Annotated in this window: 13 protein-coding genes; 8 read left to right on the top strand and 5 right to left on the bottom strand. The window is 54.3% G+C overall.

Features of this window, described 5'->3' with window-relative positions; all coding sequences use genetic code 11:
- Positions 1 to 186: 186 nt before the first annotated feature.
- Positions 187 to 1596, bottom strand: coding sequence for an aspartate ammonia-lyase (gene aspA, locus IAE55_RS17475; RefSeq protein ID WP_076167538.1), 1410 nt, complete (start codon positions 1594 to 1596; stop codon positions 187 to 189).
- A gap of 286 nt (positions 1597 to 1882) precedes the next feature.
- On the opposite strand from aspA, the gene IAE55_RS17480 reads away from it, so the two are divergent.
- Complete coding sequence (locus IAE55_RS17480; protein ID WP_200633355.1) at positions 1883 to 2107, top strand: hypothetical protein; 225 nt, start codon at positions 1883 to 1885, stop codon at positions 2105 to 2107.
- A 119-nt stretch (positions 2108 to 2226) separates the two neighbouring features.
- Here the strand turns inward: IAE55_RS17480 and fabV are convergent, their stop codons facing one another.
- Positions 2227 to 3417 carry an enoyl-ACP reductase FabV gene (gene fabV / locus IAE55_RS17485; RefSeq protein WP_200633356.1) on the bottom strand — a complete coding sequence of 397 codons (1191 nt, stop codon included), beginning with the start codon at positions 3415 to 3417 and terminating at the stop codon, positions 2227 to 2229.
- A 294-nt stretch (positions 3418 to 3711) separates the two neighbouring features.
- On the opposite strand from fabV, the gene IAE55_RS17490 reads away from it, so the two are divergent.
- Positions 3712 to 4047 carry an antibiotic biosynthesis monooxygenase gene (locus IAE55_RS17490; RefSeq protein WP_076167530.1) on the top strand — a complete coding sequence of 112 codons (336 nt, stop codon included), beginning with the start codon at positions 3712 to 3714 and terminating at the stop codon, positions 4045 to 4047.
- A 56-nt stretch (positions 4048 to 4103) separates the two neighbouring features.
- Here the strand turns inward: IAE55_RS17490 and IAE55_RS17495 are convergent, their stop codons facing one another.
- Positions 4104 to 5288: an MFS transporter gene (locus IAE55_RS17495; RefSeq protein WP_145021286.1), complete on the bottom strand. Its 1185-nt coding sequence runs from the start codon at positions 5286 to 5288 to the stop codon at positions 4104 to 4106.
- 163 nt (positions 5289 to 5451) lie between these two features.
- Here IAE55_RS17495 and IAE55_RS17500 point away from each other — a divergent pair, with 163 nt between their 5' ends.
- The 3 genes from IAE55_RS17500 (at position 5452) to IAE55_RS17510 (ending at position 7936) form a co-directional block, all read left to right on the top strand.
- Positions 5452 to 6216, top strand: a complete 765-nt coding sequence (locus tag IAE55_RS17500) for an exodeoxyribonuclease III (protein WP_200633395.1) — start codon at positions 5452 to 5454, stop codon at positions 6214 to 6216.
- A 201-nt stretch (positions 6217 to 6417) separates the two neighbouring features.
- The gene (locus IAE55_RS17505) at positions 6418 to 6696 is read left to right on the top strand and encodes an ArsR/SmtB family transcription factor (RefSeq protein WP_105443464.1); all 279 of its coding nucleotides are present in this window, start codon (positions 6418 to 6420) and stop codon (positions 6694 to 6696) included.
- A 70-nt stretch (positions 6697 to 6766) separates the two neighbouring features.
- Entirely contained in the window at positions 6767 to 7936 is a 1170-nt protein-coding gene (locus IAE55_RS17510) for an MFS transporter (protein WP_200633357.1), read from the top strand.
- Between the two features lie 100 nt (positions 7937 to 8036).
- On the opposite strand, the gene IAE55_RS17515 is transcribed toward IAE55_RS17510, so the two are convergent.
- On the bottom strand, positions 8037 to 9266 hold the full coding sequence (locus IAE55_RS17515; protein WP_200633358.1) for an aminopeptidase: 1230 nt from the start codon (positions 9264 to 9266) through the stop codon (positions 8037 to 8039).
- A 209-nt stretch (positions 9267 to 9475) separates the two neighbouring features.
- Here IAE55_RS17515 and IAE55_RS17520 point away from each other — a divergent pair, with 209 nt between their 5' ends.
- The 3 genes from IAE55_RS17520 to IAE55_RS17530 are packed head-to-tail and all read left to right on the top strand — an operon-like array spanning position 9476 to position 12977.
- Complete coding sequence (locus IAE55_RS17520) at positions 9476 to 11059, top strand: efflux RND transporter periplasmic adaptor subunit (protein ID WP_200633359.1); 1584 nt, start codon at positions 9476 to 9478, stop codon at positions 11057 to 11059.
- On the top strand, positions 11056 to 11748 hold the full coding sequence (locus IAE55_RS17525; RefSeq protein ID WP_145021275.1) for an ABC transporter ATP-binding protein: 693 nt from the start codon (positions 11056 to 11058) through the stop codon (positions 11746 to 11748). The genes IAE55_RS17520 and IAE55_RS17525 overlap by 4 nt, the downstream gene beginning before the upstream one ends.
- On the top strand, positions 11745 to 12977 hold the full coding sequence (locus IAE55_RS17530; RefSeq protein WP_145156915.1) for an ABC transporter permease: 1233 nt from the start codon (positions 11745 to 11747) through the stop codon (positions 12975 to 12977). The genes IAE55_RS17525 and IAE55_RS17530 overlap by 4 nt, the downstream gene beginning before the upstream one ends.
- A 212-nt stretch (positions 12978 to 13189) precedes the next feature.
- On the opposite strand, the gene IAE55_RS17535 is transcribed toward IAE55_RS17530, so the two are convergent.
- A complete protein-coding gene (locus tag IAE55_RS17535) occupies positions 13190 to 14035 on the bottom strand; it encodes a bifunctional 5,10-methylenetetrahydrofolate dehydrogenase/5,10-methenyltetrahydrofolate cyclohydrolase (RefSeq protein WP_200633360.1) in 846 nt (281 codons plus the stop codon).
- Position 14036 lies beyond the last annotated feature (1 nt).

Raw genomic sequence — 14036 nt, forward strand, 5'->3', positions numbered from 1 at the left:
CCCATTATGCTTATCACTCTATTCCGGGTAGCTTTAATTTAGATAAAGGGTAGTATGGTAAAGAACGGTGGATTTTATGTATTTACATCGATATTTTCAAAAAATCGGGGTGAAATCGGAGGGATAGTGCGGACATTCTTCTAAAAAAAGACCGTGCCAATACCGGCACGGCCTGTTCCAATTATTTTATTCCTTCCGCAGCAGAGCTTCGCCTGCAATGCCCGGATTGGTCATTTGGTAAGGATCAAGGATGATGTTCAGCTCTTCTTCCGTCAGCACGTTGTACAGCAGGCACAGCTCCCGAACCGACTTGCCGGTCGTGATCGCCTCGCGCGCAATGCGGGATACGACTTCGTAGCCGAGGTGCGGATTCAGTGCCGTAATGATACCTACGCTGTTCTCGACATATTCCCTGCACCGCTCCACATTAGCCTGAATGCCCTCGACGCAGTGCTCGCGGAACACCCGGAAGCCTTGATTCATAATTTCCAGCGATTGCAGCAGGTTGTAGACGAGAACCGGCTCCATGACGTTCAGCTCCAGCTGGCCGGCTTCGGATGCCAGGCAGATCGTATGGTCGTTACCGATCACCTGGAACGCGATTTGGTTGATAACCTCGCACATAACCGGATTGACCTTCCCCGGCATAATGGAGGAACCCGGCTGGCGTGAAGGGAGAGAAAGTTCCCCAAGTCCTGCCCGTGGGCCGGAAGCCATCAGCCGGATATCGTTGGCGACTTTGGACATGTTCATCATGCAAATTTTTAAGGCGGCGGACACCTCGGTGTAGGCGTCGGTATTCTGGGTGGCATCGACAAGATGATCCGCTGCTTGCACCGGAAAACCGCTGAGCTCTGCCAGAATTTCGGCCACGCGCTTGATGTAGGTCAAATCGGCATTGAGGCCTGTACCGACCGCCGTTGCGCCCATGTTAATATGCAGCAGGTTGTTCTTGGTGGCTTTGACCCGCTCAATGTCACGGCCCAGCACGCGGGCGTATGCCTGGAATTCCTGCCCGAGACGGATCGGAACGGCGTCCTGCAGATGGGTTCGGCCCATCTTGATCACCGCATCAAACTCGTTGGCTTTATCGACGAAGGCCTGGTGCAGATCGGTCATGGTCGCCACGAGCTTGTCAATCATTGTCAATGTCGCCAGATGGACGGCGGTCGGGAACGAATCGTTGGTCGATTGCGCCATGTTGACATGGTTGTTCGGGCTGATATCGGCGTAGCTGCCTTTTTCCTTGCCCATCAATTCCAGAGCCCGGTTCGCAATCACTTCGTTCGTATTCATATTTATCGATGTACCGGCGCCGCCCTGGATCGGATCCACGATAAATTGGTCGAGCCACTCACCGCCAATGATCTCATCTGCGGCTTGTACAATGGCCTCACCCTTGGCTGGAAGCAGCCGTTTGATTTCCATATTAGCCAATGCTGCAGCCTTTTTGACCATGGCCATCGACCGGATCAGTTCAGGATGCAGACGCTGTCCGGTAATCGGAAAGTTCTCCTTTGCGCGCAGGGTTTGAATGCCGTAGTATGCATGGTTGGGAACTTCTTTGGTGCCTAGAAAATCTTTTTCCAATCTCATGAAAATCAATCCTCCGGGTATCTGTACTGGATAAGTCATAGAGCCGCATGTAAACGCTGTGATTTGTCGGACTCGCTACCATTATACGCTGGTTGTCTTGAAATTTGCTAGTTTATTGTCAACGAGGAGTGTAAAGATCATTCATTTGTCCACTGAAAACGGACGATACGGACCTGGGGGACGGTTGAATGACGTACTTCTACACACATACGTTTGAGCTTTGTATTGGTGGCAAGGCTTACATAGAAGGAGCCGCACAGCTTGGCACAAAAAGAGGAGGCGTATCATGTTCATAGTCTGGCAATCGGCGGTTGTAGCGCTGGCAGGTATCCTGCTGCTTCGCGATCAGCGGCCGCAAGTCGATTTCTCAGATGACGGTTGGGGACTGGAAAAGATTTTGAAGGCCAATTTCCCGCAGATGCTTGTTCCCGAGTCTTCGGAGGAGAGGTACATGTTCAGAGAAGTCATTGACAATGCCGACCAACCGATCGTTCAGGACCGTCTTCATTAACATACCCGGAGGATGGCCGTTTATGATTAGCCACATCGAAGAATTGGCGAACAAGCAAAAAAAAAGCCTGGATATGCGAGAAAGCATAACCAGGCTTCTCTATTTAAGCGCTGAATCGGTTAAACGGAATGCGGAACCTTCACGTCAGGATTTACGTCGGCTTCATAATCGACACCATCCGTCTCAAAGCCGAACAGCTGGAAGAATTCGCGGCGGTACCCATGAAGATCGGTCAGATCATAGATGTTGTCCGATGTGATGCTGTTCCAGATGTCGGCGACTTCAGCTTGCACATCTTCGCGGAGCTCCCAGTCGTCGATGCGGATTCTGCCGACTTCATCAACAGGCGTTTCGCCGCCGGTATACAGCCGGTCGGTGAACAGGCGGTAGGTCTGCTCGATGCATCCTTCATGGATGCCTTTTTCTTTCATGACCTTGTACAATGCGGAGATATACAGCGGCACGACCGGGATCGCCGAACTGGATTGGGTCACCAGCCCTTTGCTGACAACGACATAAGCTCGTCCGTTTTTGGCCGCCAGCTGGTCGTTCAGCTTCAGCGCAGTGGCTTCCAGGTGATCCTTGGCTTTGCCGATGGAACCTTCCCGGTACACGGCCTGGGTGATGTCCGAACCGATGTAGGAGAAGGAAATGGTGGCGGCTCCGTCGGCCAGCACGCCGCCCTGCTCCAGCGCATCGATCCACAGCTGCCAGTCGTCCCCGCCCATGACCGCAACCGTACCGCGGACTTCTTCTTCCGTAGCGGGCTCAATGGTCACTTCGCTGATTTCGCCGGTGTGGAAGTTGACGGTTTTATTCGTATAGGGCTTACCCAGCGGTTTAAGGGTGGAATTGTACACTTCGCCGGTGACCGGATCGGTTCTCCGGGCGGATGCCACACTGTACACCACCAGGTCGACCTGACCGAGTTCGGAACGGATCAATTCCACCGTTTTCTCCTTCGTTTCAGTCGAGAAGGCGTCCCCTGTCACGCTGAAAGATTTTAGCCCGGCTGCTTCAGCTGCTTGTTCGAACGCGGCGGAATTGTACCATCCGGCGGAGGCTGTCCGTTTCTCGGAACCGCTGCTTGGGCGGTATACGCCTACGGTATTCGCTCCTGCCCCGAATGCAGCTGTGATGCGTGCCGCCAAGCCATAGCCGGTCGACGCGCCGATCACGAGCACGTTTTTCGGCCCTTGGACGGCCGGCTTGGATTTGACGTAATCGATTTGGGTCTGGACCTGCGCAGCGCATCCTACAGGATGTGCCGTCGTGCAGATAAAGCCCCGGGTTCTTGGTTTGATGATCATGTGAATGATTATCCTCTCTTTTTAAAGTAAAGTATCGTTTGTTTGGAGTCAGGTTTATGTATCCCATACGGGCAGCCATGAGGAAACTCCTTTAATGATATTACATCTAAAAACCGAAAAACAAGGGTTTAAGCGGTGAATGGTAGAAGCGAAGAGATTTCGGGATGTCCAGCCATTTGACAATGAGAATCATTATCGATTAAGATGGATACAGTCCGGAAATCACGGAGCCGACATAAGGCGATGATTCCGCAGGAATACAGCAATCATATCCATGGACGGGAGGAACCACCTATGTTTATTCAATTGAGAACGATGGCTGTGCAAAAAGGGTACAGCGAACAGGTTGCCGCCAGATTCACCAAGGATGGCCCGATGGACGAGATGAACGGATTGATTGACAGAACGGTCATGGTCAATACCCGTGGAAGAGAGCAGGACGAAGTCGTCGTCATGATCCGCTGGGAGTCCCAGGAAGATTGGAAAAATTGGGAGAAAAGCGACGCGCATCTTCAAGGTCATCGCGACAAGAAGGGGCAGGAGCCGCCAGCCTATATGATCAGCACAACCGTAAAAATGTATGAAGTGCAGGCTGTGAAGCCGGGCAAGGCTTCTTCCAGCACCAATTAACATCGGGAAACATGAAATAACCGCCTCTAAGGGCGGTTTATTTGTGGCCTTCACGATTATTCTGGGGCGTCTTCTCCGGCCGGCTCTGCAGTTGCTGCACGGTTTCTGCGCCCGTAAATTCGGTACAGTACAATCCCGAACAGCGTTCCCGCCAGCGACATGCCGGAAATCGTCAGAAACAGTGTCCTCCCGCCGAATGCCTCATACAGCGCACCGCCTGCAAAGGAAGCGATAATGCCGGAAACCCCGAAGAACAGCAGCGCCAGCACCGTCTGCCCGGTTGCCCGCCATTCGACCGGAACGATGCGGTACAGGTACTGAATGGCGGCGGAATAAAACACCGGAAAGGTGAGCAGCTGCAGTAACTGCAAATAGGCGAGGAGATGCGGATCTTCAATCCAGGCCGATGCGAAAAAGCGTATAAAATAAAAAAATCCCGAAAAGGCGATCAGCATCAGCTCGCTGCCTTTGCGAAGCCACCAGAAGCTCAAGGCGAACACGACGATTTCGCTTCCCGCTGCCAGAAACCAGGCTTGTCCCACAAGGCTGGCCGTCCCGCCCAACTCCTTGATGTATACCCCTAAATAAGTATCGTTCATCCGCGCGGGGATCGAACTGATAAAGACCAGGATGAGAAAGAGCAGAGTTTCTTTACTGCTGAGAAAATGCTTCAGGCTGGAAAGGGTGACCGGTTTGCCCGACACCGGAGCGTCCGGCATGAACAGCGTAATGACAAAGCTGACCAGACCAATGGCCACAAACAAATACGCCAGGCTGTGTGCGCCGTATGAAGTCATGAAATAACCTGCGAATAATGACATCACTGCATAGCCAAGCGCCCCGTAGGTTCGAAGCGAGCCGTAGCTGATCCCCGCCGATTCGGCGACGCGGAAGTTCAAGCTCTCCGTCAGCGGATCGACCGGCATTAGAAAAAAGTAGGTGAGCATGGCAAACAGGATGATCAGGCTGTACGTGCCGGTATGGTACAGGACAAAGCCGGTCATGATGGCGCAAACAAGAAGGAGCAGCAGCACTTTCCGGATCGTTTTGGTCCGGTCGCTGATCATCCCCCACAGCGGCTGGGCCACAATCGTGATAAATCCTCCCGTACCGACGATGAAGCCGATCTGGGAAGGCGATAGTCCCTGCTCATCAAAATATACGGGAAGAAACGGAATGAAAATGGCCAGCAGGGCGAAAAACAGAAAATTAAACGCTTTAACAGAAGCGGAAGTTCTCATTGGTACAATAGATCCCTCACGTCATTTTGGAAATAGGTTGAATCGCGTTAGGACATTGTATCATGAATCTATCATTTTCTAAATCACCGATTTGTCACGGAAGGGGTGGACGTAGTATGGTAGACTAGAGTTACAGACTTCAACAACAGCGGGGGAAATAATGATTAAATTGGTATCTTGGAACGTGAACGGGCTCAGGGCCTGTGTCAATAAAGGTTTTATAGAATATGTAAAGCAAGTGGACGCGGACATCTTCTGCGTGCAGGAGACGAAGCTCCAGGAAGGGCAAATCTGCCTGGACGGCATGGACGAGTATTACCAATACTGGAACTACGCCGAGAAGAAGGGCTATTCCGGTACCGCCGTCTTTACCAAGCAGAAGCCGTTGTCCGTGTACTCCGGACTGGAAGAGGACGGGGAGCTGGAAGGGAGAATCCTTACGCTCGAGTACGAAGGGTTTTACTTGGTCAACGTGTATACGCCCAACGCGCGCCGCGATCTGTCGAGACTGGACCTCCGGCTGGAATGGGAGGACCGGTTCAGAAGCTACATTCAGCAGCTGGATGCGCGGAAGCCTGTCATCATTTGCGGGGATCTAAACGTCGCCCATCAGGAAATCGACCTGAAGAATCCGAAGTCGAACCGTGAAAACTCGGGTTTTACTCCTCAGGAACGCGGCAAAATGACAGAACTGCTGAATACGGGGCTGATCGATACGTTCAGACATTTTTACCCGGAGCAGGAAGGCGCGTATACCTGGTGGTCCTACATGCCCAAAATCCGTGAGCGGAACGTGGGCTGGCGGATCGACTATTTTCTCGTATCGGAACGGCTTGCCCCGTCCCTGATTGACGCCCAGATCGATCATCTGATCCTGGGGAGCGATCATTGTCCGGTCAAGCTGCTGATGGACGAAACGAAGCTGTAAACGGTGGATCTTGTCCTTGTAATCCGTCATCCCTTGGCTCACTGCGGCAATAAACATCATCAGACATTGCAGCGGTGAGTGAGGGGCATGATCCCATTTTTTAATACCACCCACAAAGATGGGGTGTTGACAATCCGGTAAACCGTATGCTACTTTATTTCTATAAATTTAGAAATACGAAATCAGGAAGGAGGAGCAGATATGAACGAAGATGTGGAGTCCAAGCAAGCCGTAAAAATATACAAGGCACTGGGCGAACCGACACGTTTGAAAGTGGCAATGATCCTTTCCCGGGAAGGTGAAGCCTGCTGTTCCACGCTTGGGAGCAAGCTGGAATCCGTAGCGGACTCCACGCTGTCCCATCATCTGAAGCAGTTGGCAGAGAGCGGTCTGCTGGATTCCCGTAAGGAAGGCACCTTTATTTTCTACTGCCTGAACCGTGAGGTAGCGCAGAAATATGCGCCATTTCTGTTGAACTAATTTTTTTTGTCCTTTATTTCTATGATTGTAGAAATACGAAAATATTATTCAAAGGAGTTTGATTGCATTTATGACCAGCACCTGGAAGATTTACATTTTGGCCATTATCAGCTTTTTGGTGGGTACCTCGGAATACATCGTTTCCGGTATTTTGGATAAAATTGCGGATTCGATGGGCATTACAGTCGTTGCCGCGGGCCAGCTGATTACCGTGTTCTCACTGACATACGCGATCGCTACGCCTGTTCTCATGGCCCTGACGGCGAAGTGGGACCGCCGCAGGCTGATGATCACGGCCCTTGGCATTTTCGTTGCAGCCAACATCTTGTCGTTTGTGTTGCCCGGATATGAACTGCTGCTGGCGTCACGCGTGCTGATGGCGCTTGGAGCGGGAATGGTCGTCGTTACGGCGCTTAGCATCGCCGCCAAAATTGCGCCTGAAGGCAAACAGGCTGGCTCTTTGGCCACCGTCATCATGGGCTTTACAGCCTCGCTCATCATCGGCGTCCCGCTCGGAAGAATGGTCGCGGCTGCTTTTGGCTGGAAAGCGGTATTTATCGGGATTGCTCTGCTCGGTCTTGTCGCGATGCTCATCATTTCGGTGACCATCCCGCGGATTCAGGGAGACGCGCATGTGCCCCTTCGGCAGCAGTTTTCCCTTCTGAAAAATCCGAAAGTTGCGCTGGGCCTGTCTATCAGTTTCTTTTGGCTGGGCGGCTACTCGGTGGCTTACACGTATTTGTCCCCTTATTTGCTTCAAATATCCGGATTGCAGGAGAGCCTGCTGAGCACGGCGTTGTTAGCTTTTGGCATCGCCAGCCTGGTCGGCTCAAAGCTGGGGGGGTTCAGTGCCGATAAGAAAGGGGTGACCTTCACCCTTCTGAGCGGGATGACCCTTCACGTGATCGCCCTTATTTTGCTCAGTTTGGCTGGCCACTCGGCGTTCGCTGTGTTCGCCATCCTAATCTTGTGGTCATTCGCCGCATGGTCGACAGGACCGGCACAGCAGTACAATCTAGTCACGATCAAGCCGGAATCCTCCGGTGTCATGCTGGGGCTCAACCAATCGATGATGCAGCTGTCCATGGCGGCCGGCGCCGGCATCGGCGGCGTAGTCGTCTCGGGCGTCTCGCTGTCGGCGGTTACATGGATCGGGGCCGTGGGCGTTGTGATCGCGATGCTGGCGCTGCTCGGCTTGAATCAGCTGTCCGCACGGCGAAAGGTTGCGTCGGCGGAATAAAGGAACGGTTCTTACACTCGCTATGGAGAAGAGAAACTACGTTTATACCTAAAAAAGAAAGCGGCCAGTCCTCTTTAGGGACTGACCGCTTTTGTTATTTTTAAACCCATTTACCCGCGCGGAACACCGGCTCGACGGTGCCGTCCGGCAGTTCACCGTCGATGTCCAATTGGTCCGAACCGATCATGAAATCGACGTGCGTCAGGCTGACGTTGCCGCCTTTGGCGAGCAGCTCCTCTTTGCTCAGCTTGGTTCCGCCCTCGATATTGACCGGATAGCAGCTTCCAAGCGCGAAATGGCAGGAAGCATTTTCGTCTACGCCCGTATTGTAGAAGACACGGTTCATGAGCGAAATCGGGGAGTCATGCGGCACCAGCGCCATCTCGCCGAGGTAGGACGCGCCTTCATCCGTTTCCAGCAGCGATGTCAGGTGCTCGCGGCCCGAAACGGCGTCGTATTCCGTCACTTTTCCGTCTTTGAAGGTTAACTTGATGCCTTCTACCAGCCGTCCGTTCAGGTTAAGCGGAAGCGTGCTGGACACCGTGCCGTTGACTCCGGTCCGCAGCGGCATCGTGTAGATTTCCTCCGTCGGCATGTTCGCCACAAAATACACGCCGTCCTCTTTCAGATCCCCGCCGCCGAGCCACAAATGCCCCTCAGGCATCTCGACCCGCAGGTCGGTGCCTGGCGCACGGTAGTGCAGGCTCTTATACCGCTTGTCGTTCATGTACTGCTGCCGTTTTTTCAGCTCGGCGATATGTTCCCGCCAGGCCTCGACCGGATCCCCGCTGTCGACGCGGTTCATGCGGAATACGGCTTCCCACATAGCCGGGACGCGTTCTTCCTCCGGCAAATCGGCATAAACCTTGTTCGCCCAGGCACGGGTCGGCGCCTTGATCAGCGACCAGCTGACCTTGTTGCTGCGCACGTAGGCCTGATACTTCTCGCGGGCCACCGCCGCCGCTTTCACGGCCGTCGATACTTTGACGGAATCGATGCCGCGGAACAGCTCAGGGTCGGGCACCTTGATGTGCAGTACCGCGCCGCCGCCTTCGGCGAGCTGCTCCATCATGTCGGCCTGCCACTTCGGATAATAAGCGAACGAATCGTCAGGCGCTTGTTCATACCGGATGCGGGTCACCTTCTCGTCGTCCCAATCGACCTGAACGTATTTGGCGCCCGCCTCATAGGCTTTGGACACGATCTGCCGCGTGAAGTCTACGGTTTCCAGCGGGGATTGCACGAGCAGCACCTGACCGGGCTGAATGTTCACCCCGACCTTGATTACCAGTTCGGCGTATCTCTCCAGCATTTGTTCAAAATGATCCATGATTCAAGTTCCTCCATCGTATGTGAAATGGCATTCCTGCCGAGAAAAGAATGTCTGTCTACCAGTGTATCTCTATCCATTTCATTGATGCAAGCTTATCGGGGCTTCCCGTCTTTTCCGAAAAACTTTTTTGCATGCCTACCCGAGTTTAGGTTTTTTTAAGTTTCGGCTGATATCGTGTTTGTCATATGAAGGAAGGGAGAATGGACATGAACAAAGCGGTAAAAAGCGTGCTGATCATTTGCGGATGCGTCATTGTGATCGGCGCGGGGGGGACTTATTTTTATCAAAAAAACGCCAGCGCGACGAAAACGGAAACGGCGACCATTACATATGCCGTCGAGAGGGGTGACTTGTCCAAAACGGTAACGTCCTCCGGCAATGTGGAAGCACCCGAATCGGTGAACCTGAGCTTCAGCGGAAACTCCAAAGTGACCAATGTCAACGTAAGCGTCGGGGAAGCGGTGAAAAAGGGGCAGCTGCTTGCAGCGATGGATGCAACGGCGCTGCAAAACGAGCTGCTGTCAGCCCAGGCGAAGTATGACAGTGCAGTGGCGAAGCTGGACAGCATCCAGGCTGGGACGGACTCGGCTACCCTAAGCGAACAAAAAGCCCAGGTGTCCAAGGCGCAGTCCGACCTGGAAAACGCCAAGACGGCGCTTACGAACGCGAAAAAGGCGGCCAATGCATCGTACCTGCAGGCACAGGTGGACAAGGCCAAGGCTGCCGTCATCAGCACGCAGGCCAAGCTGGACGAAGCGAAGAAGGGGACGGACCCGTCCCAGATTTTATTCGCTCAAGTCGCGGCGGATAATGCCCAGAACGCTTATAAACAAGCGGTATCGCAGCAGAGTAATCTGGATCAGCTAAAAGAAGCGGTTACCAATGCCGAATCACAGGTGGATAGCGTGTCCCGCGCCTATGATCAGGCGGTTTCGCAGCTGGCCAAGCTGCAGGAAGGGCCGGCTGAAAGCGACGTGGCCAGTGCCAAAGCCGACGTGGCCATGGCACTCGCTGCCTTGAACGACGCCAAGGCCAACGCTGCCGGGGCCAAAATTTATGCGCCGTATGACGGGATCATTTCCGCCGTGAACGCCAAGGTTGGGGAGACGGTTGCCGGCGACGCTGCTTCGGCCATCTCCATGTACTCAACCGGCGGAAGCTTCCGGATTTCGGCCTCCATCGACGATACCGATATCACCGATGTGAAGGTCGGCCAGGACGTAAATATAACATTTGACGCGCTCACGGGCGTAACGCTGAAAGGCAAAGTCGTGTCCAAGGCGGTGCTCGGGGAAGCGCAGACCAGCGGCGTCGTGACGTTCCCGGTCGGCATTGAAATCACGGCGGGCCAAGATAACGCAGACAAGCTGATTCCGGGTATCAGCGCGACGATTGCCATTATTACCGACGGTAAGAAGGATGTATTGAAAGTTCCTGATGCGGCGATCAAGTCGTTTGGCGGACGGAAAATCGTCATGGTCGACAAAGGCGGCAAAGAGGAGCAGGTGGAAATTACGACCGGCCTTGATGACGGGGCGAATTCCGAAGTGCTGACCGGATTGTCCGAGGGCGACAAGGTAACTATTACGATGACGACGACAAAGACGAGCACCGGAACGAGCCAGGGAACCATGGGCGGCTTTGGCGGCATGGGCGGTATGGGCGGCTTCGGAGGCATGAACGGAGGCGGCGAGATGCGGCAGTTCAACCGTAGCGGCAGGACCGGAAGTACTGGAGGAACCGGCGAGGGCGGTGCACGCAGCGGCGGAATGGGAGGTGGCGGACAGTGATCACCTTTGATCAAGTAAAGAAGGTCTATGCTTCGGGCGAGAATGAGGTCCAGGCGCTGAAGGGCGTCACCCTTCAAATCGATGAGCGCGAGTTTGTCTCCATTATGGGACCGTCTGGTTCAGGAAAATCGACCATGATGAATGTGATCGGCTGTCTGGATAAACCGACTTCCGGCAAGTACATGCTGGATGGCATCGACATCGGCTCAGCATCGGCCAAGCAGCTGTCGGAGGTGCGCAACCGCAAGATCGGTTTTGTCTTTCAAAACTTTAACCTGCTCAAGCGAACCTCTGCCATTGAAAACGTCGAGCTTCCGATGCTGTATGCGGGCAAAAACAAAAAGGAGCGGCGGGAGAAGGCCGAGTACTGCCTTGAGCTGGTCGGCCTGAAAACCCGGATGCACCACAAGCCGAATGAGCTCTCCGGGGGACAGCAGCAGCGGGTGGCTATTGCTCGCGCCTTGAGCAACGACCCCGCCATTATTTTGGCGGACGAGCCGACGGGCAACCTGGATACGGCATCATCCGAGGAAATCATGGGCATATTCCGGAGACTGAACGAAAAGGGGCATACGATCGTCATCGTCACCCACGAACCGGACATCGCCGCCCATACGAAACGGGTTATTTGGTTTCGCGATGGCCTGATCGAGACGGACCGGCTGAATACGGAGCGTGAGCGGGTATGAATGTGGGGGAACTGCTGCGCATATCAATCCGAAGCTTACGGTCCAACATGCTGCGCTCCTTCCTGACGATGCTTGGAATCATCATCGGCGTGGCGACCGTCATTGCCATGATTTCCATCGGTCAGGGAACGAGCAAGCAGGTGACGAGCCAAATCCAGAGCCTGGGTTCCAATCTGATCACGGTTACCGCAGGCTCGGGGTCGTCAACCGGCACAGCGGAAGGAGGCAACCAAGGCGGAAGCACGGGCACGCTGAACATTTCGGACGCTGACCCGATCTCCAAAATCGATACCGTGAAGTACGTCGCGCCGGTCTCGCAGGTGAGCGCGCGGCTGCTGAACGGATCGAACACGGCCTCCGCCACGATCATCGGCTCGACGCCGGGCTATGCCGACATCAAATCGTGGGAGACGGACATCGGTCGTTTCTTTACGGAGGATGAAGTCAATGACCGGGCCAAGGTCGTGGTCCTTGGCGCAACGACGGCGGAAACGCTATTTGGTGAAGCGGGCTTCGATGCGGTCGGCAGCATGATCAAAATCAACAACATCCCGTTTCGGGTCATCGGTGTGCTCAAAGCGAAGGGTTCTTCGGGTACGGTTGACCAGGACGACACCGTCATCGCGCCGATCACGACGATTCAGTCCCGGTTTCAGACCGGGAGCTCCCGGAGCAGTGTCCGGCAAATTTTGGTCGAAGCCAAATCTACCGACGTGATCAACAGCACCATGGCGCTGATCCAGTATACGATGCGTCAAAGCCATAAACTTGGCGGGGCCGACGATGATTTCAGGGTTCAAAGCCAGGAGGATGTCATGTCCTCCGCCGAAAGTGTCACCAAAACGCTGACCCTGTTTCTTGGCGGCGTGGCGGCGATATCCTTGCTGGTCGGCGGAATCGGCATCATGAACATCATGCTGGTGTCCGTTACGGAACGAACGCGGGAGATCGGTATCCGGAAGGCGATCGGGGCCAAGGAAGGGACGATTCTATCGCAGTTTCTGTTTGAATCGGTCACCTTGGCTATCCTGGGCGGTGTGATCGGCGTCATCCTTGGCTTCGGCGGCTCCAAGTTCGTCGGCAAGCTGATGGACGTGACCACCGCGGTGTCGATGAACTCCGTGCTGCTTGCAGTCGGGTTCTCGGCCTGCATCGGCATCGTATTCGGCGTATTCCCGGCACGACAGGCCGCGAAGCTGGATCCGATCGAGGCGCTGCGGTACGAATAGGCCGCCATTTGTGACGGACGGATTTATGTGAATCGGTTACCAGCCGACTCAAGAACATTACATCTTGGGCAGAAAAAAAGGGCATTTCACCGAATGATGTTCGGCGGAATGCCCTCTTACCATTTATGAAGCCGTTACCCGGCGTATTTGTGCTGCCGATACACGGCTTCTTTAAGTGACCTCAGGAAAACCTGGCCATACCGATGGCTGGTTTATCTCAGTTGTTTTTCCGCCGCATCCACCGTGTGCTTCAGCAGCATGGCGATGGTTACCGGTCCGACGCCCGCAGGGACGGGTGTAATGGCGCTCGCTTTTTCCAGACATGCCTCATAATCAACGTCCCCGACATTGCCTTCATTGTAGCCTGCGTCTAGAATGACGGCGCCGTCCTGAATCCAGTCTCCCTGAATGAATTTCGGTTTCCCTACTGCGGCAACAACGATTTCTGCCTGGGACACGATATCACCAAGGCCTTTCGTTCTCGAATGGCAGATCGTGACCGTGGCATTGCGGTTCAGCAGCATCAGCGAGACGGGCTTGCCGAGAATCGGGCTGCGGCCGACAACAACAGCGTGCTTGCCTTCTACAGGAATCCGGTAGTAATCCAGGATAGCGATGATGGCCGCCGGGGTACAGGAAGGATATGCGGCAAAGCCGAAAGCATTCTGCGCAAATCCCAGCGTGGTGACGCCGTCGACGTCTTTTTCAATGGCGATCGCGTCGAATGCGGCTCTTTCATCAATCTGATGGGGAACCGGATGCTGCAGCAGAATTCCGTGAACGTTCGGGTCGGCGTTAAGCTTTTGGATTTCCCGGATAAGCTCCTCGGTCGTCGTCCCCGCATCCAGTGTGATTTTTAACGATTCCATCCCGAGCCGTCTGCAGGCATTGCCTTTCATGCGCACGTATGTGGCCGATGCCGGGTCGTCGCCTACCAAAATGGTCGCCAGGCAGGGGGTAATCCCCTGCTCGGACAGCCTTTTCACCCTGCTAGCCAAGCCGTCCTTAATGTCCTGCGCCACGCGCGCTCCGTCCAAAATCAGCGTTTGTTCTGTCATT

The sequence above is a fragment of the Paenibacillus sp. S28 genome (genome assembly GCF_016624415.1).
Classification (GTDB): Bacteria; Bacillota; Bacilli; order Paenibacillales; family Paenibacillaceae; genus Paenibacillus_AQ; species Paenibacillus_AQ favisporus.